This window comes from Meridianimarinicoccus sp. MJW13, assembly GCF_014901205.1.
In the GTDB taxonomy this organism is placed as follows: domain Bacteria; phylum Pseudomonadota; class Alphaproteobacteria; order Rhodobacterales; family Rhodobacteraceae; genus Meridianimarinicoccus.
Genome location: NZ_JACNMU010000007.1, coordinates 114,742 through 134,795, shown reverse-complemented (window position 1 = coordinate 134,795; position 20,054 = coordinate 114,742). Strand labels below are relative to the sequence as shown.

Below are 20,054 nucleotides of genomic sequence, written 5' to 3'. Positions count from 1 at the left end.
CCTTCCATGCCTGACCTTCTGATCGAGCTGTTTTCCGAAGAAATCCCCGCGCGGATGCAGGGCAAGGCCGGGGCGGACCTGAGGCGCATGGTCACCGACGGGCTGGTCGAGGCCGGGCTGACCTATGCCGGGGCGCAGGCCTTCACCACGCCGCGCCGGCTGGCGCTGACCGTGCAGGGGCTGAGCGCCGAAAGCCCCACCACCCGCGAAGAGCGCAAGGGCCCGCGCGTCGGCGCGCCGGACAAGGCCATCGACGGCTTTTGCCGCGGCGCAGGCGTCGCCCGCGAGGATCTTGAGGTGCGCGACGAGAAGAAGGGCCAGGCCTATTTCGCGATGATCGTGAAGGAAGGCCGCCCGGCGGCCGAGATCGTGGCCGAAGTGTTGGAAACGACCGTCCGCAACTTCCCCTGGCCCAAGTCCATGCGCTGGGGCAGTGGAGAGTTGCGCTGGGTCCGCCCGCTGCAGTCTATCCTGTGTCTGCTGAGCGATGAGGCTGGGGCCGAGGTGGTGCCGCTGGAGGTGGATGGGATCGTTTCAGGTGACGTGACCCATGGCCACCGTTTCATGGCACCCGATGCCTTCACTGTGACCTCGTTCGACGATTACGCCGCCAAGCTGAAGCGCGCCCATGTGATACTGGATGCCGAGGAACGCGCGGCGCAGATCTGGCATGATGCCACCAACGCGGCCTTTGCGCGGGGGCTGGAAGTGGTCGAGGACAAGGGCCTGCTGGCCGAGGTCGCCGGGCTGGTCGAATGCCCGGTGGTTCTGCTGGGCGAGATCGACGAAGCCTTCCGGGGCCTGCCCGCCGAGGTGCTGCAAACCTCGATGAAGGAACACCAGAAGTTCTTCTCGGTAGGCAAGGACGGCCAGATCACCCATTTCATCACCGTCGCAAATCGGGTGACGGCGGACGATGGCGCAACCATCCTTGCGGGCAACCAGAAGGTGCTGTTTGCGCGCCTGTCGGATGCCAAGTTTTTCTGGGAAAACGATCTGCGCGAAGCCCGCGCCGGCATGGGCACCTGGCTGGCGGCGCTGGACAATGTGACCTTCCACAACAAGCTGGGCAGCCAGAAGGCCCGCATCGACCGCATCGCCGCGCTGGCCCGCGAGATCGCGCCGCTGGTCGGCGCCGATCCCGAGGCTGCCGAGAAGGCCGCACAGGTGGCCAAGGCCGATCTGTCGTCGGAAATGGTCTATGAATTCCCGGAACTTCAGGGGGTTATGGGGCGATATTACAGCGAAGCCGCGGGCCTGATCGCCGATGTGGCGGCGGTGGCGCAGGAGCACTACGCCCCGCTTGGTCCCTCCGACGATGTGCCCACCGCGCCGATTTCGGTCGGCGTGGCACTGGCCGACAAGATCGACACGCTGACCGGGTTCTGGGCCATCGACGAGAAACCCACCGGGTCGAAAGACCCCTTTGCTCTGCGGCGTGCCGCGCTGGGGATAATCCGGCTGGTGCTGGAAAATGGGGTTCGGACAGGTCTGTCGTCGGTGTTTGCGGCCGGCCTGTCGGCGCAACCGGGCGATGTCGAAACCGATGTGGTTGCGGCGGATCTGCTCTCCTTCACCCACGACCGCCTGAAGGTCTATCTGCGTGACCGGGGCATTCCGCATGACGTGATCGACGCCTGTCTGGCGATGCCGGGCAATGACGATCTGGCGCTGCTGGTCAAGCGGGCCGAGGCGTTGGCGGCGGTGCTGAAGACCGACGATGGCGAGAACCTGATCCAGGGGTTCAAGCGCGCCAACAACATCCTGACCCAGGCAGAAGAGGCCGACGGGGTGGAATATTCCTATGGGGCAGAGGTCAAGCTGGCCGAAACCGAGGAAGAGAAGGCGCTGTTCGCGGCGCTGGAATCGCAGGGGGCTGCGATCTCCTCGGCCATCGAAGCCGAGGATTTCGCCGGCGCCATGGGCGCCATGGGCACCCTGCGCGGGCCGATCGACGCCTTCTTCGAGGCCGTGCAGGTGAATGCCGACAACCAGGTCGTGCGCCGCAACCGTCTGAACCTGTTGCACATGATCCGCCAGACCTGCGGGCAGGTGGCCGATCTGACACGTCTGGCGGGGTAATCCCCGCCGGGCCGCTTCCCATGACGCTGACGGAAGGCTAGGCTCTGCGCCAGGAGTACCCCCCGATGCAGAAGCTTGTCACCTTCAAGGAATTCACCACCATCACCCGCAGCGCGTCCATCGACACGCGCCAGCACGGGTGGCGGGCGGGGCGGTTGCAGACGCTGGTCCAACTGGACCTGCCGGTGCCGCGCACCGTGGCCCTGTCGTTTGAGACGGTGCATGGCATTGCCGCGGGGCGGATGCCGGATGTAGAGCGGATCCTGACCGCCTTTGGCGATGCGCCGCTGGTGTCGGTGCGCCCGTCCTCGCAAGAGGCACGCTGGGGCGGGCCGGGGGCGGTTCTGAACATCGGCATGAACGACGCCCGCTATGAAGACATGGTGAAAACCCTGGGCGAGGCCGCGGCCAGCGCCCTGTACCTGCGGTTCATCCAGACCTACGCGGTGCAAGTCTCGCATCTGGATGACGACCTGTTCGACAGCCCTGACAGCCCGTCGCGCACGGCGGTCGAGACGGCCTTGCGGGAATACGAGATCGAGACCGAGGTCTATTTCCCCCAGGATCCCGCAGAACAACTGATCGGCGTGCTGCGCTCGATGGCGCGGGCCTGGGAAAGCACCTCGGCACGGCTGTTGCGGCAGGCGCGCGGCGCACCCGCCGAGGCGGGGCTGGGCCTTGTGGTGCAGGAAATGGCGCTTGGGGTCGGGGCGGATGAAAGCGGCTCGGGGGTGATGCAATTCATCGACCCGGTCACCGGCCAGTCGCAGATCACCGGCCGCTACCTGAGCCAGAGCCAGGGCCGCGATGCGCTGGTCGATCGGGAACGGGCGCTGTACCTGACCCGCGATCCGCGCGGCCCCTCGCTGGAGGAGCTGTGTCCGGATATCTTTGACCGACTGGTGCTGTACGGCGAACGCTGCCGGACCGCGCTGCGCGACGAGGCGCAGGTGGAATTCACCATCCATGAAGGCGATCTTGCGATCCTGGATGCGATCCCGGTGACCCGCAGCGCCCAGGCGGCGGTGCGCGTGGTGGTCGGTCTGGCCGAAGACAACATCATCTCGCGCCACGAGGCGCTGAGCCGCATTCCACCGCGTACCCTGAACGAGGTTCTGCATCCGCGCATCGACCCCGAAACGCCGCGCACCCGGATCGTGCAGGGCATTGCCGCCAGCCCCGGTGCTGCGGCGGGCAAGCTGGTGTTTTCCTCGACCATGGCGCAAACGATGGCGGCGCAGGACGAAGCCTGCATCCTTGCCAAGCGCGAAACCACGCCCGAAGATGTGCGCGGGATGCACGCCGCGCGCGGTATCCTGACCGAACGCGGCGGCACCACCAGCCATGCCGCGGTGATTGCGCGCGGTCTTGGCGTGCCCTGCGTGGTCGGCGCGTCCAGCGTCACCATCGATCGCCGGGCCCGCACCATGACCACAGCCGATGGCACCGTGTACAAGGAAGGTGAGATCGTCACCCTGGACGGCACTGCCGGCGAGGTGCTGAAAGGCGCTGTTCCGATGGTGGCGGCGGGCCGCGACGATGCCTTCGAGTCCTTCCTTGGTTGGGCCGACGAGGTGCGCGACATCGACGTGCGGGTCAATGCCGACACGCCCGAGGATGCCGCCCTGGCCCGCCGGTTCGGCGCCGATGGCATCGGCCTGTGCCGCACCGAGCATATGTTCTTCGCCGAAGATCGTCTGACCGCCATGCGCGAGATGATTTTTGCCGATCTGCCCGAGGATCGTGCCGACGCGCTGGCGCAACTGCTGCCGATGCAGCGCGCCGATTTCACCCAGATCTTCCGGATCATGGCGGGCAAACCGGTCTGTATCCGCCTGTTCGACCCGCCCCTGCACGAGTTTCTGCCGCACGACCGCCAGGGCATCATCGAACTGGCCGAGGCGCTGAACCGCCCGGTGACCGACGTGCAGCGCCGCATCGACGCGTTGACCGAGTTCAACCCGATGCTGGGCCTGCGCGGGGTGCGCCTTGGCCTGACCCTGCCGGAAATCTACGACATGCAGGCGCGCGCGATCTTCGAGGCGGCGCTGGATGCCTCGGATGACGGCGCGCCGGTGGTGCCGGAAATCATGATCCCGCTTGTTTCGGCCTGCCGCGAGGTGGAAATCGTCAAGGCGCGGGTCGAGGCGATCTCGGCCGCCGTGCAGACCGAACGCCGGGGCAAGCTGACCTATCGGCTGGGCGTCATGGTGGAAACCCCGCGCGCGGCCCTCAGGGCAGGCGATATCGCGGCCCATTGCGAATTCCTCAGCTTCGGCACCAACGATCTGACGCAGATGACCTATGGCCTGTCGCGCGACGACGCGGGGCGTTTCATGGGCGCCTATGTCCGCCAGGGGGTGTTTGCCGAGGACCCGTTCCTCAGCCTCGACACCGATGGCGTCGGCGAATTGTTGCAGATCGGGGCGGCGCGGGGACGGTCGGCGCGCCCGGATCTGACGCTGTCGATCTGCGGTGAACACGGCGGCAACAGCGAATCTATCGCCTTCTGCCGGGGCGAGGGATTCGATTATGTGTCATGTTCGCCATACCGGGTGCCTCTGGCACGGCTTGCGGCGGCCCAGTCTGCGCTAAAATCCGCTTACGCAGCCTAGCGACCTAAGTGCCTGCAAAACCGGCATCTTCGCACCTGCAGCATTTCAAATTGTAGTTCTATGACAACGGCTTTGACCTTCCGCGTGGTCAAGGATTTGCCAACAGGGGGTCAACTTCGGTAGCACCCTCTTGGTTCCAACAAAATTTGGGAAAAAAGCCGTGAATATTCGTGCTGCCGCTGCCTTGTTGTTTTCGATCTGTGTGTCCCCTGCCGCTTACGCGGGTGCAACAGTCAGTACTTCCAACGATCCGTCGGTCAGTGTCAACGGCCAGTTGAGCGCTCTGTTCGGTCAGGAAAAATCTGAGATCTCGCGCCTTGAGGAAGGCGACCTGCTGCGCCTCGTGGTGCCGCAGCCGTCCAACGCGCCGGTGCAAAGCGCGACGCCGTCCAAGCGCGAGAAGGTGCAGGTCAGCTACACCAAGGCGTGGCTGGCGGCCCAGCCTGCGCCGAAAGCCAGCGAAGATCTGCAATGCCTGTCCGAGGCGCTGTACTTCGAAGCGCGCGGCGAAAGCGTGAAGGGCCAGTTCGCGGTGGCCGAAGTCATCATGAACCGTGTTTCCTCGCCCAAGTACCCCAACTCGGTCTGCGGCGTCATCAATCAGGGCACCGGGCGCAAGTACCAGTGCCAGTTCACCTACACCTGCGATGGCCATCCCGAAGTGATCCGCGAGAAACGCGCCTATACCAACGTCAGCAAGGTCGCGGACGCGGTGCTGCGCGGCGTTGTCGAAGATCTGACCCAGGGTGCGACGCATTATCATACCAAGCAGGTGCGCCCGTCCTGGTCGCGCAAGTTCCCGCGTACCGCCACCATCGGCGTGCACCATTTCTATCGTCAGCCCTCGCGGGTGGCGACGCGCTGATTTCTGGTCTAAACCGGCCTTCTCCCGCCGCCGCGCCGTAGCAGAGAAGGACCGACCGTGACCGACCAGCCCACTGGCTTGAACCAGCGCCCCGTTGCGCCCGTGGATGTCCAGATGACCGCGCAAAGCGGGACGGCGGACAAGCTTCTGCTGCACGACCATATCCTTGAGGTCGAGATCGGCGCGTTCCAGCAGGAACGCGGCCACACCCAGCGGGTGCGTTTCAACATCGTGGCTGACCTGAAGCAGACCGCGCCGGGGGCCGCCCATGACGATGTGGACGGCATTCTCAGCTATGACGTGTTGCCCGAAGCGATCGAGGATGAACTGGCTGCTGGCCGGTTGAACCTGATGGAAACCCTGGCCGAAGGCGTCGCCGCGCGGGTTCTGGCGCACAAGCAGGTGGCGCACGTCTGGCTGCGGGTGGAAAAGCTGGATCGTCTCAGCGGTGCCCTGGGGGTCGAGATCGTGCGCGCAGCACCTCTGGCCCCGGTGGCCGAGGCGCATGCCGTCCCCACCATGATTCTTGTGGATGACACGGTTCTGGCCGATCCCCGGCTGGTGGACCGGCTGGCCGAACTGGCCGGCGACGCGCCGACGGTGCTGTGCGTCAATCCGGTTTCCCAGGAACTGCCCGACTTCGACGGTCTGATTGCCCCGGTGGCGCGCCGCATCACGCTGCTGGCCTATGAGCAGGCGGCCTGGCGTTTGGCGTCGCTTGATCCGCGTTTTGTCGTGGTCGATTCGCGGACCGAGATGGACTGGGCGTTGCGCCACGACAACATCTCGGTCTGGGCGCCGTCGAAGATCGTCATTGATGCCCGGGACAACGCGCCGTCGTCGCTGACGATGCCGGTGCTGGCCGCGTGGCTGGCGCGACGGTTGGAGGCTGCGGAGGTTCTTTGGCTGACCACGGACCGCGAAACATCCCTGGACTTGGGGCAGGATCTTCCGCCCTTGCGGCCTGTGCCCCTGTCGTCCGGGACGTGATGGGATAGACTGCGGCCATGACCGCGTATTACCGCCCGCTTGTACAAACCGATGCCGCCCGTCCGCAAGACGCCCTGCCGCTGGCCGGAGGCTGGGGCTGGTTCACCCATGTTGAGGTGCTGCACCGGGACGCCCCGCCGCGCATTGCCAACGCCGATATCTTGCCACCGGATGTCCGGGATCGTCTGTGCACGCCCCGTGCCCCGCTGGCCGGGCTGACTCTGACCGACTCGCCGCGTCTCATGGGCATCGTGAATGTGACGCCCGACAGTTTTTCGGACGGCGGGCAGTTTCTGGCCGCCGAAACCGCCATCGCCCACGGACGCCAGTTGCGGGACCAGGGCGCGGACATCCTGGATATCGGCGGCGAATCGACCCGCCCTGGTGCTGTGGAGGTCTCGGTTGCGGATGAAATCGCCCGCACCGCGCCGGTGGTTTCGGCGCTGGCGGCGGATACATCAGTGCCGGTGTCCATCGACACCCGCAAGGCCGCTGTCGCCGCGCAGGCGCTGGCCGAAGGGGCGGCGCTCATCAACGACGTCTCGGCCATGGGCTTCGATCCCGAAATGGCAGCGACCATGGCCCGGGCCGCCGTGCCGGTCTGCCTGATGCACGCGCAGGGTTTGCCCGACACCATGCAACGCGATCCGCGCTATGGCGATGCGCTGCTGGATGTCTATGACGCGCTGGAGGCCGCCATTTTGCGTGCCGAGGCCGCAGGCATCCCGCGCGCCCGCATCCTCGCCGATCCCGGTATCGGGTTTGGCAAGACCACCGCCCACAACCTGGATCTTCTGCGCGGGCTGTCGCTGTTCCATGGGCTGGGCTGCGCGCTGCTGATCGGCGTGTCGCGCAAACGCTTCATCGGCGAGATCGGCGCGGCGCCCGAGGCGGCCGACCGCGTCCATGGCTCCATTGCCGTGGCCCTTGCCGCCGTGGCACAAGGGGCGCAAATCATCCGGGTCCACGATGTGGCGGCCACCAGACAGGCGCTCAGCCTGCACCGCGCCGTTACCGGCCCCCGCGAGACGAGGCAAGGAGCAATGCCATGAGCCAGCGCAAGCTTTTCGGAACCGACGGCGTGCGGGGGCGGGCCAACAGCCACCCGATGACCGCCGACCTCGTGCTGCGTCTGGGCGCCGCCGTGGGCCGCTATTTCCGTCGCGACGGATCGAACGGACACCGTGTGGTGATCGGCAAGGACACGCGGTTGTCGGGTTACATGCTGGAAACCGCGCTGACGGCGGGGCTGACCTCGACCGGCATGAACGTGCTGCTTCTGGGGCCGGTGCCGACCCCGGCGGTGGGGTTCCTGACGGCTTCGATGCGGGCCGATCTGGGGGTGATGATCTCGGCCAGCCACAACCCGTCCACCGACAATGGCATCAAGTTCTTCGGCCCCGATGGGTTCAAGCTGTCCGATGAGGCCGAGGTCGAGATCGAGGCGCTGGTCGAGGGGGAAATCGAACCCGCCCGTCCCGAGAACATCGGCCGGGCGCGGCGCATCGACGAAGGCCGGATGCGCTATGTCGAATACACCAAGACCACCTTTCCCCGCTCGTTGCGGCTGAACGGGCTGAAGATCGTGGTGGATTGCGCCAATGGCGCCGCCTATCGGGCCGCGCCTGAAATCCTGTGGGAGCTGGGCGCCGAGGTCGAGGCCATCGGCGTCACACCGGACGGGTTCAACATCAACAAGGGCGTCGGTTCTACCGCGCCGCAGGCCGCGGCGGCACGGGTTCTGGAAACCGGGGCCGATCTGGGCATCTGTCTGGATGGCGATGCCGATCGCATCATCCTGATCGACGAAACCGGGCAGATCACTGATGGCGACCAGCTGATGGGGCTTCTGGCCAGCCGCTGGGCCGACGAGGGCCGGCTGGCGGGCAACGCTCTGGTGGCGACGGTGATGTCGAACCTCGGGCTGGAACGGTTCCTGCAGGGCCGGGGGATTGGCCTGCAACGCACCAAGGTCGGCGACCGCTACGTGGTCGAGGAAATGCGCCGGGGCGGCTACAATCTGGGCGGCGAGCAGTCGGGCCATATCGTGATGACCGACTATGCCACCACCGGCGACGGGCTGATGGCCGGGTTGCAGGTCCTGGCGGCGATGGTGCAAAGCGGTCAACCGGCCTCCAGCCTGACCCGCGTTTTCGATCCGTGCCCGCAATTGCTCAAGAACGTCCGCTATGCGACCGGGGCCGATCCGCTGGACAGCGAACAGGTCAAGGCCGCGATCCGCGCGGCTGAAAGCGATCTGGAAGGGCAGGGCCGGCTGCTGATCCGCAAGTCCGGCACCGAACCGCTGATCCGCGTCATGGCCGAAGCCGAGGACGAGGGCCTGATGACCCGCATCGTCGATGGTCTGGTCGGAGAAATTCAGGCTGCGGTCTGATCCGGTCCGATCAGCGGCGTGACCGCACACGGGTCAGGGCAATCCCCGCCAGGATCAGCGCCAGTGCCAGGACCAGGTTCAGCGAGATCGGTTCGTCCAGCAGCAATGCGCCGAAGATCACCGACCAGACCGGCACCTGATAGGCGGTCAGGCTCATGAAGCCGGGCCCGGCGCTGCGCAGGATCAGCACGCGGATCAGGTTGGCGATGCCGGTGGGCAGCACGCCGACCCAAAGCAGCGCCAGCAGGGGCAGGCCGCCGGGAACCGTGGGCCACCCGTCGAAAACCAGGGCCAGAGTCACCAGGACGATGGCGGCAATGCCGGTCATCAGCCGGGCCAGGCGGATCGGGTCGATGGGTGGGCAGCGGCGCGTCAGGATCGAGGCGCCAGCATAGCACAGCGCGGATCCGATGCAGGCGATGCGGCCGCCCATGGCCTCGCCGCCGCCAGCCAGCAAGTTACGCGGCCCGATCAGCAGGACAACACCCAGAAACCCGGCCACAACCCCGAAGGTGCGCCAGCGGGTCATGGTCTCGCCGGGCACGAAGACATGGGCCAGCGGCAGCACGAACAGGGCGACGGCAGCCATGGAAACGCCCGCGAAGGACGAGGGCACGGTTTGCAACCCCCAGGTCAGCAGCGCCATGGGCAATGCCGAACCCAGCATCGCGATGGCCAGGACAAAGCGCCAGGGTAAGGGGGTTGGGGGTCGGTGTTTGCCGGCCGCGGCCATCCCGGCCTCGATTGCCAGCAATGTCGCAGCACCGATCACCAGCCGTCCGGCGGCCAGCCACAGCGGCGACATGCCTTCCAGCGCCACGCTCATGCCCATGAAGGCGGTGCCCCAGATGATCCCGAGGCTGATCGTTCCGGCCCAGTGGATCGGGCGCGGATCGGAAGGGGCGGGGCTGGACATCAGGGTTCCGAAAGGGGGGCGGCGCCTGCCGCGAAAAAGGGCCCGGCGCGCCTGCAAGCGCGCCGGGCGGATCGCTTAGTTCTTTTCCTTGTCGACCATCTTGCCGGCCGAGATCCACGGCATCATGCCGCGCAGCTTGGCGCCGGTTTCCTCGATCAGATGCTCGTCGTTGGCCCGACGCGACGCCTTGATGGTCGGCTGACCGACGGCGTTTTCCAGCATGAAGTCACGCACGAACTTGCCCTGCTGGATGTCGGTCAGAACCGCTTTCATCCGGGCCTTGGTTTCGTCGTAGTTCAGGATGCGCGGGCCGGTGACGTACTGGCCGTACTCGGCGGTGTTCGAAATCGAGTAATCCATGTTGGCGATGCCGCCTTCATAGATCAGGTCAACGATCAGCTTCACTTCGTGCAGGCATTCGAAATAGGCCATTTCCGGCGCATAGCCGGCTTCGACCAGGGTTTCGAAGCCGCAGCGGATCAGTTCGACCAGACCGCCGCACAGAACCGCCTGCTCGCCGAACAGGTCGGTTTCGCATTCTTCGCGGAAGTTGGTCTCGATGATGCCCGAGCGGCCGCCGCCGATGGCCGAGCAATAGGACAGGCCGATCTCCAGCGCCTTGCCGGTGGAATCGGTGTCCACGGCCACAAGGCAGGGCACGCCGCCGCCCTTGACGTATTCGCCGCGCACGGTGTGACCGGGGCCCTTGGGCGCCATCATGATCACATCGATGCCTTCTTTCGGCTCGATCAGGCCGAAGTGCACGTTCAGGCCGTGGGCAAAGGCAATGGCCGCGCCGGGCTTGATGTTGTCGTGGACATATTTCTTGTAGGTCTCGGCCTGCAGTTCGTCGGGCATGGTGAACATGATCACGTCACACCAGGCCGCCGCTTCGGCGATGCCCATCACTTGCAGGCCTTCGGCTTCGGCTTTCTTGGCCGAGGCCGAGCCTTCGCGCAGGGCAACGACAAGGTTCTTGGCGCCGCTGTCGCGCAGGTTCAGCGCGTGGGCATGGCCTTGCGAGCCATAGCCGAGGATGGCGACTTTCTTGTCCTTGATCAGGTTCACATCGCAGTCACGGTCATAGTAGACGCGCATAGGTATCTCCTTCCCGATTGAATATGGGCGCAGCATAGGGGCTGATATCCGCAGGAACAGGAAGGAAAGGTTCGGAATATTGCCCCGCATCGAAATTGATATTCGTCAAAACCGGTGATACGCGGACAATCATGCAAATCGATGACATGGATCGCAGGCTGCTGCGTTATTATCAGGCCGACCCGACATTGTCGGCCGCCGCCCTGGCCGAAACCGCCGGGCTGACCCGCGCGGCCTGCTGGCGGCGGCTGGAAAAACTGCGCGCGGCGGGCGTGATCCGGGGCGTGCGCGCGGTGATCGACTGGGGCAAGCTGGGCTATGCGGTCGAGGTCTCGCTGCGGGTGGCGGTGGACAAGACCCAGCCCGGCGCCTTCGACGCGGTGGTGGCGCGGGCCCGCGAGATCCCCGAAGTGATCGAGATCCAGACCTTTCTGGGCCGGGTGGATATGCGCCTGTCGGTGCGGGCGCGCGACATGGCACACTACCAGCAGATCTACCACGACCGTATCCTGACCCTGCCGCATATCGCCGATATCGAAGGGCTGATGCGGGTGGCCACCATCAAGGATGACGAAAGTCTGCCGCTGTGATCGACCTGGACGATCTGGACCGCGCCCTGCTGCGGGCGTTGGCGGAAGATGCCAGCCAAAGCGCCGGGGCGCTGGGGCGGCACCTCGGCCTGTCCCAACCGGCCACCTGGCGGCGCATCCGGCGGCTGGAACAGGCGGGCATCCTTGCCGGGCGGCGGCTGGATCTGGACAAGACGCGGCTGGGCTTCGGCGTCACGGTGTTCCTGGGCATCAAGCTGGCCGCACGCGGCCGCACCAGCCTTGAGGATTTCGAACGCGCCATCAGCGCCATCCCCGAAGTGCAGGCCGTGCACCATGTGCTGGGCCGCTTCGATTATCGCGTGCGGGTCGTGGCGCGCGATCTGGCGGATTTCGAACGGGTACTGCGGCGGCGGATCATGACCCTGCCGTCGGTGGGCGATATCGAATCCAACGTGGTGCTGAGCGAAGAGATTCGCCCCGGTCCGCTGGAGGCCGCAGCACCGCCCGACGACTGAATCCCCTTTGCACCGGCCCCCCTCCCGCGTTAGCCCTTGAAGCAACACGCAACAGGAGGCTGCCATGGCACTGCTCAACACGATCGATCCCGAGGGTCTGGACGAATTCTCGGTGGTGTTCACCGATCGCTCGCTTAACCACATGTCCGCCACCTTCCAGCAGGTGATGCGCGACATCAGCACGATGCTGAAAGAGGTCTATCATGCCGAGGCCGTTGCGCTGGTGCCCGGCGGCGGCACCTACGGGATGGAGGCGGTCGCCCGCCAATTCGCCCGCGGTGCCCGCACGCTGGTGGTGCGCAACGGCTGGTTTTCCTATCGCTGGAGCCAGATTTTCGAAGCCGGGGCCTTTGCCGCCGACAGCACCGTGTTGAAGGCGCGCCAGACCGGAAACGGACCTGCGGCCCCCTTTGCCCCGGCGCCGATCGAGGACGTGGTGGCCCGCATTCACGCCGAAAAGCCCGATGTGGTGTTTGCCCCGCATGTAGAAACCTCTGCGGGCGTCATCCTGCCTGATACCTATGTGACGCAAATGGCCGCCGCCGCCCATGAAGTGGGCGCGCTGATGGTGCTGGATTGCATCGCGTCGGGCTGTGTCTGGATCGATATGGCCGCCACCGGGGTGGATGTGCTGATATCGGCCCCTCAGAAAGGCTGGTCGGCCTCGCCCTCGGCCGGGCTGGTGATGATGGGACCGCGCGCTTTGGCCCGGTTGGAACAGACCCAGTCGGACAGTTTCACGCTGGACCTGAAGAAGTGGCACCAGATCATGCAGGCCTATGAAAACGGCGGCCATGCCTATCACGCCACCATGCCCACCGATGCCCTGCGCGCCTTCCGCGACACCATGGCTGAAACGCGGGACTATGGGTTCGACCGGCTGCGCACGGCGCAATGGGCGCTTGGCGACGGGGTGCGGACGATTCTGGCGGACAAGGGCGTGACCTCGGTCGCCGCCGAAGGTTTCGGCGCGCCGGGCGTGGTGGTGAGCTATACCAGCGATCCGGCGATCCAGAACGGATCGAAATTCGCCGCCGAAGGTCTGCAGATCGCCGCCGGGGTGCCGCTGGCCTGCGACGAGCCCGAGGGGTTCATGACCTTCCGGCTCGGCCTGTTCGGGCTGGACAAGCTTTATGACGTGGAGGCCACGCTGGGGCGGTTGAAACCGGTTCTCGACAAGGTTCTGTGAGCGCGATCCTGGCCGGGGGCGGGAGCCTCCGGCGGGAGTATCTGCGCCAAGAAAAAGGGCGTCGGCGCGCTATCCCTTGGCGCCGAGGCCCAGTTGCATCAGGCGTTTGCGGACCGGGGCCAGACCGTAAAGCGCGGCCAGACCGCTGCGGCGCAGGTCGCGCAGGGGTTGCGGGCTGAGCATCGAGGCGCGGTTCAGCAGGTCGACGCCGGTGATGCGGGCCAGCACCTCGGGGCGGCGGGCGCGGGCGTATCGGGCGAGGCTGTCGGGGCAGCCCAGCTCCTGCGGGGCGGCGTCGATCAGGTCGAGCAGCGTGGCAAGGTCGGCCAGCGACATGTTCAGCCCCTGCGCACCAATAGGCGGCACCACATGCGCGGCCTCGGCCATCAGCGCGATGCGCGGGGCGTCGAACCGGTCGGCGATCTGGCTGATGATCGGCCAGAGCGTGCGCTGGCTGGTGAGCGTCAGTGGGCCGTAAAGCCCGCCCGAACGCGCGGTGGCGGCGGCGGAAAACGCGTCCTCGTCCAGCGCCAGCAAACGGTGGGCTTCGGGTCCGTGCTCCATCCAGACCACGGCAGAGCAGGGCAGACCCTTGTGATCGGGCAACGGCACCAGGGTGAAGGGCCCGCCCGAGCGGTGGATCTCGGTCGAGACGTTGTCGTGCGGGGCGTCATGGGTGACGGCGAAGGCCAGCGCCTTTTGCGCATAGCGGGTGGTGCGCACGCCGATGCCGGCCTGTTGGCGTACGGTGGAGTTGCGGCCATCGGCGGCCACCACCAGACGGGCGCGGGCGCGGCTGCCGTCGGACAGTTGCACGATGGCCTCGGCGCTGCGGGGCAGCACATCGCGGACCCCGACGCCGGTGCGATGGGTGACGGTGGGCTGATCGGCCACGGCCGCAAGGAACTCGCGCCGCAGAAGCCAGTTCGACAGGTTCCAGCCGAAGGGGCGGCTGCTGATGTCGGCGGCGTCGAAATCGCGGGTCAGGCGCGGTTCGGTGGTCACCCCGCCGGCATCGACGATGCGCATGATCTGCAGGTCGGCGGCATGAGGTGCCAGACGGTCCCAGACACCGATGCGATCAAACAGATCGCGGGACGGTTGCAGGAATGCGGTGCTGCGCAGATCGGCGCCTTGCACGTCGCGCTCGGTCACCGGGACGGCGGGATCGACGCAGAGGGTGCGCAGGCCGAGGTGGCCAAAGGCCGTGGCCGCCGCAAGACCGGCGATGCCGCCGCCGGCGACCACGATGTCAAAGTCCTGGATTGCGCTGCTCATGGTGTTCCCCGCCTGGTTCCGTTGCACAAGATAACGGTTTCTGCGGCGGGGGCGAGAGCGGCGTCTGGCCGCGCAGGCTCAGCCGCGCGAGATCAGCACCAGAACCAGCGCCATGACGCCGACCAGGGTCAGGGCCGGAACGATCAGACCGGCAAAACCAAACAGCGCGATGGACCCGCCCCAGGTGGCAAGGGCCAGAACGGCGACAAGCAGGGCAACGAATTCGGTTCCGGTCCAGCGTTGGCTGTGGATCGGGTGATCGGGTGTGGCGGTCATGGAAGGATCCTCGTGGCAGGGGGCGTGATGCCGCCAGATGCCACAAGAAATGCTGCAGGTGCAAACATGTTCGCCGTCACAGCGACCCTAGTCGCGGATCTGCAACAGGAAGCCCGTCAGATCGTCGGTGTGATAGTGGATGTGATCGGCCTCCGTGGCCTCGTGTTCAGGCGCCACATGCACCGTGCCAAGCCCCAGCCTGTGCGGCACGGCAAGGTTTCGCGGATCGTCTTCGAACATCACTGCCTGCTCCGGCGCAATCCGGGCGCGGGCGAAGACGGTTTCAAAGGCTTCGCGGGCCGGCTTGGGATGATAGGCGGCGTGTTCGATGCCGTAGATGGACTCGAACAGGCCCGACAGGCCACGGGCCGCCAGAACCCGTTCGGCGTAGGGGGCAGAGCCATTGGTATAGACCAGCTTGCGCCCCGGCAGCGCCGCGATGGCAGCGCGCAGGTCAGGGTCGGGCGACAGCGGCGCCATGTCGATGTCATGCACATCCACAAGATACGGCACCGGGTCGAGGTCATGTTCGGCCATCAGCCCGGCAAGGGTGGTGCCATACAGATCCCAGTAGTGCTTGCGCAGGCGGTCGGCTTCGGCGCGGGGCACGTCCAGCGCGGTCATCACGTAGTCGGTCATCCGCACCTCGATCTGATCGAACAGCCGGGCCTGCGGCGGGTAAAGCGTGTTGTCGAGATCGAAGATCCAGACGCGGCGGGTGTTCAGGGCGCGGGGCATGATGCGGGTTTGGCGCAGTTCTGCCGTGGCCGCAAGCATCGGCTTGCCCTTTTGCCGGGGAAAACGGTAGTTTGGGCCGCGAGGAGGACCGCAATGTCCGTCAGCAAACACCCCAACAAGGATGCCTACGAGTTGATCCTGGATGCGATCGACGTGGGCGTCTTCCGGCCCGGCGACCGTCTGGTCGAAAGCGAACTGGCCGAGCGGTTCGGCGTGTCGCGGACCCCCATCCGGGAGGCCCTGCAGCGGCTGGAAACCCAGTCCCTGCTGGCGCGCGACGGGCGCAGCCTGATCGTGGCCTCATTGGATCACAACCAGTTGGCCGAGCTCTATGTGGTGCGGGCCGAACTGGAAGGGCTGGCCGCGCGCCTGGCCGCCCAGCATTCGACGCTGGAGGAGATCCGGGTATTGCGCGACATGGTGGCCAGCGATCTGGAGCTGATCGACGATCCCAGCGCCCTGTCACGGGCCAACAAGCGGTTTCATCGGCAGATTCATCTGGCCTCGCACAACCGCTACCTGGTGCAGCAACTGGACCTCGTGCATCGGACCATGGCGCTTCTGGCCTCGACCTCGCTGGCGGTGGAGGGGCGCGGGGAGACCGCGCTTGCCGAACATGCCGCCATTGTCGATGCGATCGCGGGGCGCGACGGGGACGGGGCCGAGGCGGCCCTGAAGGTTCATATCTCGAAAGCCTTCGAGACCCGGCTGAAGCACGATTCGGCCAATATGGACGCGGTGTCCTGATCCCTCCTCAGGCGGGCAGACCGGTGCCGGGGGCCGGTGTCTCGTCCAGCCCATGTTCGGTCTTGTCCCAGAAGAACGGCCGGTAGGCCATCTCGACCAGCGCCTTCAGAGCGGCCAGAGATTGCAGCATGAAATAGGGGTTCAGCGCCAGTATCCACGGCGTCAGGGCGCGGTGATGGCTGCGACGCAGCGCAAGGACGGCCAGCGCCAGATTTATCCCCTCGCACAAGATCAGCACGGCGGTGATGGCGATCAGCGCCCCGGTCGACAGCAGGTCCTGCAAAGGATGCGGCAGACCCAGGGCGATCAGCCACCAACTCCACAGCGCGGGGGCCAGCAGGGCCTGCACCAGCGCGCTGAGCAGGATCACCTGAACCGCGAAGAAGCCGCGCGGGCCAAGGTCGCGCCAAAGTTGCCGTGGCCGGCGCATATGCGTGGCATAGGTCATGGCATAGCCCTTCATCCAGCGCGAACGCTGGCGGATCCACGGCCAGATGCGGCAGTTGGCCTCTTCCATGGTGGTGCTGACGATCAATTCGGTCCGATAGCCGTGACGATACAGTCGAATGCCCAGATCCGCGTCCTCGGTGACGTTGAACGCATCCCAGGCGCCGATTTTTTCCAGCACCTCGCGGCGGAAGAACAGGGTGGTGCCGCCCAGGGGGATCGGCAGGCCCATGCGTGAAATGCCAGGCAGCACCATGGTGAACCACACCGCGTAGTCGATGGTGAAACAGCGCGACAACCAGTTCTGTCGGGCATTGTAGAACGACAGCCGACCCTGCAGGCAGGCGATGTCGGGCGGGGCCTCGTTGAAACGGGTGACCACATGGGCAATCTGGTCCGGGTCGGGTGCGTCCTCGGCATCATAGACCCCGACAATGCTGCCCCGGCAGTGATCCAGCGCGTGGTTCATGGCCCGAGGCTTGGTCTTCACCATCCCTTCGGGCACGGTCAGCACCCGGATGTGCACCGGCAGAACCGTGCGTTTCAGGCAATCGCGGGTGACGGTATCGTCGGATTCCACGATCAGGCAGATGTCCAGAAGGGCGGCGGGATACTTGATCCGTTGCAGGCGGCGCAGCAAACGCTCGGCAATGCGATCCTCGCGGTAGAGCGGCACCAGAAGCGACACCACCGGCCGCTTCAACCGCGTTGGCGGGTGCAGGCGGATGATCTTGGCGCCCTCGTGTGCGGCTGGTCTGCGAAACGCTGCAACCCCCGCCATGGTCTTGAGCGCGGTCAACGAGATCAACGCCAGCAGGGCCAGACAGGTCAGCAGCCAGAAGGCCAGAACCGGCGCGGCGACAAATCCCGCGACAACGCCAAGGGAAAGGCCGATGGCGGCGAGGCGGAACGGACGGCAGGTCCAGGCGCGGCAGCTGTGCAACGCGGTCAGCCGGGCTTCGTTGCGATGGCGGATTTCCAGTGGCAGGCAGCGGTTGAGACTGCGCCGCAATCCGGTTTCCGAAGTCAGCGCCAGCATGACCGGGCCGAACAGGGCCTCCAGCGCCGGGCGCTCGGCCTCGAACCGTTCGGGATAGACGGCGGCGATGACCGTCGCCGCGCCAATGCGGCGCCAGGGCACCATGCGATGCTGCAGGCAGGCCTCCAGCCCCATCGCCTGGATCAGCGTGGGATCGGGGGCATGGGCTTCCAGATCGATGCGGCGTGCGCCCCATTGGTCTTCCAGCGCCGCAAGCAAATCGTGTTCCGCCAGTCCGTTTTCCACCTGAAGCAGCGCGCCCAGATGCGCGGCCATGGTGCGCTGACGCAGCAACAGGCTGGCCAGTTGCGGTTTGGTGATCAGGTGTTTCGCACACAGGATTTCCCCCAAACGTGTGCGGGGGGGCGACACAGCCGTTGTGGACGGGCGGGTGCCCGTGCCTGCGACAACAGAAAGAAGCTGGCCTTCCATGGCGGGTTCCTTGTGTAGGACCCGCCAAGGGTGTCGCCAGCTTGGTTAAATCGCCCTTAATTCAAAAGCGACTCACCCGTGCGCTCAGGCCATAGCGGCGCGAAACCGCTCAAACAGGTAGAAACTGTCCTGCGGGCCGGGGCTGGCTTCGGGGTGATGCTGCACCGAGAATACCGGGCGATCGGCCATGCGGATGCCGCAGTTTGAGCCATCGAACAGCGAGACATGAGTCTCGATCACGCCTTCGGGCAGAGTTTGGCTGTCGACGGTGAACCCATGGTTCATCGAGGTAATCTCGACCTTGCCGGTGTCCAGATCCTTGACCGGGTGGTTGGCGCCGTGATGGCCGTGGTTCATCTTGACCGTCTGCGCCCCCAGGGCCAGCGCCAGCATCTGGTGGCCAAGGCAAATGCCAAAGACCGGCAGATCGGTGGTGTCCAGGATCTCGCGGATCATCGGCACGGCATAGGTGCCGGTGGCGGCCGGATCGCCGGGGCCGTTCGACAGGAACACGCCTTGCGGGTCGTGGGCCAGAACCTCCTCGGCGGTGGCGGTGGCGGGCAGCACGGTCACATCGCAGCCCGCAGAGGCCAGACAGCGCAGGATGTTGCGCTTGGCACCATAGTCGATGGCCACGACCTTGGGGGCTTCTCCCTCGCGCTTGCCATAGCCATCGGGCCAGGCCCAGCGGGTCTCATCCCAATTGTAAGACTGGGCGCAGGTCACATCCTTGGCCAGATCCTTGCCCACCAGCCCGTCGAAACCGCGCGCGGCAGCCACCAGTGCCTCGATGTCGAAATTTCCGTCGGGATTGTGTTCCAGCGCCACATGGGGCGCGCCCTGCTGGCGGATGGCGCGGGTCAGGCGGCGGGTGTCGACCCCGCCCATGCCGATCCGGCCCTGCTTGGCCAGCCACGGTCCCAGCTCCTGCTGGGTGCGCCAGTTCGAGGCCAGTGTCGGATCCCATTTCACCACCATGCCCTCGGCCACCGGTTGGGCGGTTTCGTCATCCTCGGCGTTGGTGCCGACGTTGCCGATATGCGGGAAGGTGAAGGTCACGATCTGGCCCGCGTAGGAGGGGTCGGTCATGATTTCCTGATAGCCGGTCATTGCCGTGTTGAAGCACAGTTCGGCGGTGGTTCGCCCGGTTGCTCCGAACCCGATTCCGTAGAACAGGGTGCCATCAGCCAGGGCGAGGCAGGCGGTAGGCGCGGGCGTTGCGGACATGGCGCATCTCCGTGGGAAGCAAAGGGAAAAATCGTACGATCCCTAAGGGGGGGCGCAGGGCGGGTCAAGGGTTCGTGAACACGACCACCCGCGCGAGTCATCGAACCCTTGTCACATTCCTGTCACCGACCTACAACGCGGGTTGGAGTTTTATGGGGATGAAGCACCGATGGACCTTAAAACCAAGGTTTCGAGCCAACTCAAACAGGCGATGAAGGACAAGGACACCCGCCGGTTGTCCACCCTGCGCCTGATCAATGCCGCCATCAAGGATCTGGAGATCGCCAAGCGCAATTGCGAAGAGGGCGATGACGCTGCCCTGGGTAATGACGAAGTGCTTGGCATTCTGACCAAGATGGTCAAACAGCGCCGCGAAAGCGAACGCGCCTATGAAGAGGGCGGTCGTCTTGAACTGGCCGAGCAGGAGCGCGAGGAAGCCGAAATCATTTCGGAATTCCTGCCCAAGCCGCTGAGCGACGCGGAAAAGGAGCAGGCCATCCAGGAAGCCATCGCCGACAGCGGCGCGGGTTCGTTGCGCGACATGGGCAAGGTGATGAGCCTGCTGAAACAGCGCCACGCCGGGCGGCTGGATTTTGCCACCGTCGGGCCGGAAGTGCGCGAGCGTCTGGCCTCGTAGCACCCTTGGCACCGTGA

The 20,054-nt window shown here is 65.8% G+C and carries 18 protein-coding genes; 11 read left to right on the top strand and 7 right to left on the bottom strand.

Going from position 1 to position 20,054, the window contains the following annotated elements:
- Window positions 1-6 precede the first annotated feature (6 nt).
- From glyS to glmM, 6 genes are all read left to right on the top strand, one after another.
- A complete protein-coding gene (gene glyS, locus H8B03_RS13780; RefSeq protein WP_193142452.1) occupies window positions 7-2,082 on the top strand; it encodes a glycine--tRNA ligase subunit beta in 2,076 nt (691 codons plus the stop codon).
- 65 nt (window positions 2,083-2,147) lie between these two features.
- Window positions 2,148-4,697 carry a putative PEP-binding protein gene (locus tag H8B03_RS13775; protein WP_193142451.1) on the top strand — a complete coding sequence of 850 codons (2,550 nt, stop codon included), beginning with the start codon at window positions 2,148-2,150 and terminating at the stop codon, window positions 4,695-4,697.
- A 160-nt stretch (window positions 4,698-4,857) separates the two neighbouring features.
- Entirely contained in the window at window positions 4,858-5,562 is a 705-nt protein-coding gene (locus H8B03_RS13770) for a cell wall hydrolase (protein WP_319022487.1), read from the top strand.
- Between the two features lie 57 nt (window positions 5,563-5,619).
- The gene (locus H8B03_RS13765) at window positions 5,620-6,552 is read left to right on the top strand and encodes a dihydroneopterin aldolase (protein ID WP_193142450.1); all 933 of its coding nucleotides are present in this window, start codon (window positions 5,620-5,622) and stop codon (window positions 6,550-6,552) included.
- A 17-nt stretch (window positions 6,553-6,569) separates the two neighbouring features.
- A complete protein-coding gene (gene folP, locus H8B03_RS13760; protein ID WP_193142449.1) occupies window positions 6,570-7,604 on the top strand; it encodes a dihydropteroate synthase in 1,035 nt (344 codons plus the stop codon).
- A complete protein-coding gene (gene glmM, locus H8B03_RS13755) occupies window positions 7,601-8,947 on the top strand; it encodes a phosphoglucosamine mutase (RefSeq protein WP_193142448.1) in 1,347 nt (448 codons plus the stop codon). The genes folP and glmM overlap by 4 nt, the downstream gene beginning before the upstream one ends.
- A 10-nt stretch (window positions 8,948-8,957) precedes the next feature.
- On the opposite strand, the gene H8B03_RS13750 is transcribed toward glmM, so the two are convergent.
- Together H8B03_RS13750 and ilvC are read right to left on the bottom strand one after the other, a co-directional pair.
- Window positions 8,958-9,863 carry a DMT family transporter gene (locus H8B03_RS13750; protein ID WP_193142447.1) on the bottom strand — a complete coding sequence of 302 codons (906 nt, stop codon included), beginning with the start codon at window positions 9,861-9,863 and terminating at the stop codon, window positions 8,958-8,960.
- A gap of 75 nt (window positions 9,864-9,938) precedes the next feature.
- Complete coding sequence (gene ilvC / locus H8B03_RS13745; RefSeq protein WP_193142446.1) at window positions 9,939-10,961, bottom strand: ketol-acid reductoisomerase; 1,023 nt, start codon at window positions 10,959-10,961, stop codon at window positions 9,939-9,941.
- A 131-nt stretch (window positions 10,962-11,092) separates the two neighbouring features.
- On the opposite strand from ilvC, the gene H8B03_RS13740 reads away from it, so the two are divergent.
- The 3 genes from H8B03_RS13740 (at window position 11,093) to H8B03_RS13730 (ending at window position 13,216) form a co-directional block, all read left to right on the top strand.
- Window positions 11,093-11,551 carry an Lrp/AsnC family transcriptional regulator gene (locus tag H8B03_RS13740; protein WP_193142445.1) on the top strand — a complete coding sequence of 153 codons (459 nt, stop codon included), beginning with the start codon at window positions 11,093-11,095 and terminating at the stop codon, window positions 11,549-11,551.
- The gene (locus H8B03_RS13735; RefSeq protein WP_193142444.1) at window positions 11,548-12,027 is read left to right on the top strand and encodes an Lrp/AsnC family transcriptional regulator; all 480 of its coding nucleotides are present in this window, start codon (window positions 11,548-11,550) and stop codon (window positions 12,025-12,027) included. Before H8B03_RS13740 ends, H8B03_RS13735 begins: the two co-directional genes overlap by 4 nt.
- 64 nt (window positions 12,028-12,091) lie before the next feature.
- Complete coding sequence (locus tag H8B03_RS13730) at window positions 12,092-13,216, top strand: aminotransferase class V-fold PLP-dependent enzyme (RefSeq protein ID WP_193142443.1); 1,125 nt, start codon at window positions 12,092-12,094, stop codon at window positions 13,214-13,216.
- 69 nt (window positions 13,217-13,285) lie between these two features.
- Here the strand turns inward: H8B03_RS13730 and H8B03_RS13725 are convergent, their stop codons facing one another.
- The 3 genes from H8B03_RS13725 to H8B03_RS13715 all read right to left on the bottom strand — a co-directional run bounded on the left by H8B03_RS13725 (window position 13,286) and on the right by H8B03_RS13715 (window position 15,508).
- Window positions 13,286-14,494, bottom strand: a complete 1,209-nt coding sequence (locus H8B03_RS13725) for a UbiH/UbiF family hydroxylase (protein ID WP_193142442.1) — start codon at window positions 14,492-14,494, stop codon at window positions 13,286-13,288.
- Window positions 14,495-14,572: 78 nt separating this feature from the next.
- Window positions 14,573-14,770 carry a hypothetical protein gene (locus tag H8B03_RS13720; RefSeq protein WP_193142441.1) on the bottom strand — a complete coding sequence of 66 codons (198 nt, stop codon included), beginning with the start codon at window positions 14,768-14,770 and terminating at the stop codon, window positions 14,573-14,575.
- An 87-nt stretch (window positions 14,771-14,857) separates the two neighbouring features.
- Window positions 14,858-15,508 carry a pyrimidine 5'-nucleotidase gene (locus tag H8B03_RS13715; RefSeq protein ID WP_193142647.1) on the bottom strand — a complete coding sequence of 217 codons (651 nt, stop codon included), beginning with the start codon at window positions 15,506-15,508 and terminating at the stop codon, window positions 14,858-14,860.
- A 93-nt stretch (window positions 15,509-15,601) separates the two neighbouring features.
- Between H8B03_RS13715 and H8B03_RS13710 the strand changes: the two genes are divergently transcribed.
- Window positions 15,602-16,255 carry a GntR family transcriptional regulator gene (locus H8B03_RS13710; protein ID WP_193142440.1) on the top strand — a complete coding sequence of 218 codons (654 nt, stop codon included), beginning with the start codon at window positions 15,602-15,604 and terminating at the stop codon, window positions 16,253-16,255.
- A 7-nt stretch (window positions 16,256-16,262) separates the two neighbouring features.
- Here H8B03_RS13710 and H8B03_RS13705 read toward each other — a convergent pair whose 3' ends face one another.
- Together H8B03_RS13705 and carA are read right to left on the bottom strand one after the other, a co-directional pair.
- Window positions 16,263-18,173, bottom strand: coding sequence for a glycosyltransferase (locus H8B03_RS13705; protein WP_193142439.1), 1,911 nt, complete (start codon window positions 18,171-18,173; stop codon window positions 16,263-16,265).
- An 84-nt stretch (window positions 18,174-18,257) separates the two neighbouring features.
- Window positions 18,258-19,400 (bottom strand): glutamine-hydrolyzing carbamoyl-phosphate synthase small subunit, encoded by a 1,143-nt coding sequence (gene carA, locus H8B03_RS13700; protein WP_193142438.1) that lies wholly within the window; start codon window positions 19,398-19,400, stop codon window positions 18,258-18,260.
- Between the two features lie 169 nt (window positions 19,401-19,569).
- Between carA and H8B03_RS13695 the strand changes: the two genes are divergently transcribed.
- Window positions 19,570-20,037 carry a GatB/YqeY domain-containing protein gene (locus H8B03_RS13695; protein ID WP_193142435.1) on the top strand — a complete coding sequence of 156 codons (468 nt, stop codon included), beginning with the start codon at window positions 19,570-19,572 and terminating at the stop codon, window positions 20,035-20,037.
- The last annotated feature ends 17 nt before the right edge of the window (window positions 20,038-20,054 follow it).

What these genes read in the sequence shown, in the direction of transcription:
- glyS (WP_193142452.1), top strand. Translation starts at nt 7, where the DNA reads ATGCCTGACCTTCTGATCGAGCTGTTTTCCGAAGAAATCCCCGCGCGG.
- H8B03_RS13775 (WP_193142451.1), top strand. Translation starts at nt 2,148, where the DNA reads ATGCAGAAGCTTGTCACCTTCAAGGAATTCACCACCATCACCCGCAGC.
- folP (WP_193142449.1), top strand. Translation starts at nt 6,570, where the DNA reads ATGACCGCGTATTACCGCCCGCTTGTACAAACCGATGCCGCCCGTCCG.
- glmM (WP_193142448.1), top strand. Translation starts at nt 7,601, where the DNA reads ATGAGCCAGCGCAAGCTTTTCGGAACCGACGGCGTGCGGGGGCGGGCC.
- H8B03_RS13750 (WP_193142447.1), bottom strand. Translation starts at nt 9,863, where the DNA reads ATGTCCAGCCCCGCCCCTTCCGATCCGCGCCCGATCCACTGGGCCGGA.
- ilvC (WP_193142446.1), bottom strand. Translation starts at nt 10,961, where the DNA reads ATGCGCGTCTACTATGACCGTGACTGCGATGTGAACCTGATCAAGGAC.
- H8B03_RS13740 (WP_193142445.1), top strand. Translation starts at nt 11,093, where the DNA reads ATGCAAATCGATGACATGGATCGCAGGCTGCTGCGTTATTATCAGGCC.
- H8B03_RS13730 (WP_193142443.1), top strand. Translation starts at nt 12,092, where the DNA reads ATGGCACTGCTCAACACGATCGATCCCGAGGGTCTGGACGAATTCTCG.
- H8B03_RS13725 (WP_193142442.1), bottom strand. Translation starts at nt 14,494, where the DNA reads ATGAGCAGCGCAATCCAGGACTTTGACATCGTGGTCGCCGGCGGCGGC.
- H8B03_RS13720 (WP_193142441.1), bottom strand. Translation starts at nt 14,770, where the DNA reads ATGACCGCCACACCCGATCACCCGATCCACAGCCAACGCTGGACCGGA.
- H8B03_RS13715 (WP_193142647.1), bottom strand. Translation starts at nt 15,508, where the DNA reads ATGCCCCGCGCCCTGAACACCCGCCGCGTCTGGATCTTCGATCTCGAC.
- H8B03_RS13710 (WP_193142440.1), top strand. Translation starts at nt 15,602, where the DNA reads ATGTCCGTCAGCAAACACCCCAACAAGGATGCCTACGAGTTGATCCTG.
- H8B03_RS13705 (WP_193142439.1), bottom strand. Translation starts at nt 18,173, where the DNA reads ATGGAAGGCCAGCTTCTTTCTGTTGTCGCAGGCACGGGCACCCGCCCG.
- carA (WP_193142438.1), bottom strand. Translation starts at nt 19,400, where the DNA reads ATGTCCGCAACGCCCGCGCCTACCGCCTGCCTCGCCCTGGCTGATGGC.
- H8B03_RS13695 (WP_193142435.1), top strand. Translation starts at nt 19,570, where the DNA reads ATGGACCTTAAAACCAAGGTTTCGAGCCAACTCAAACAGGCGATGAAG.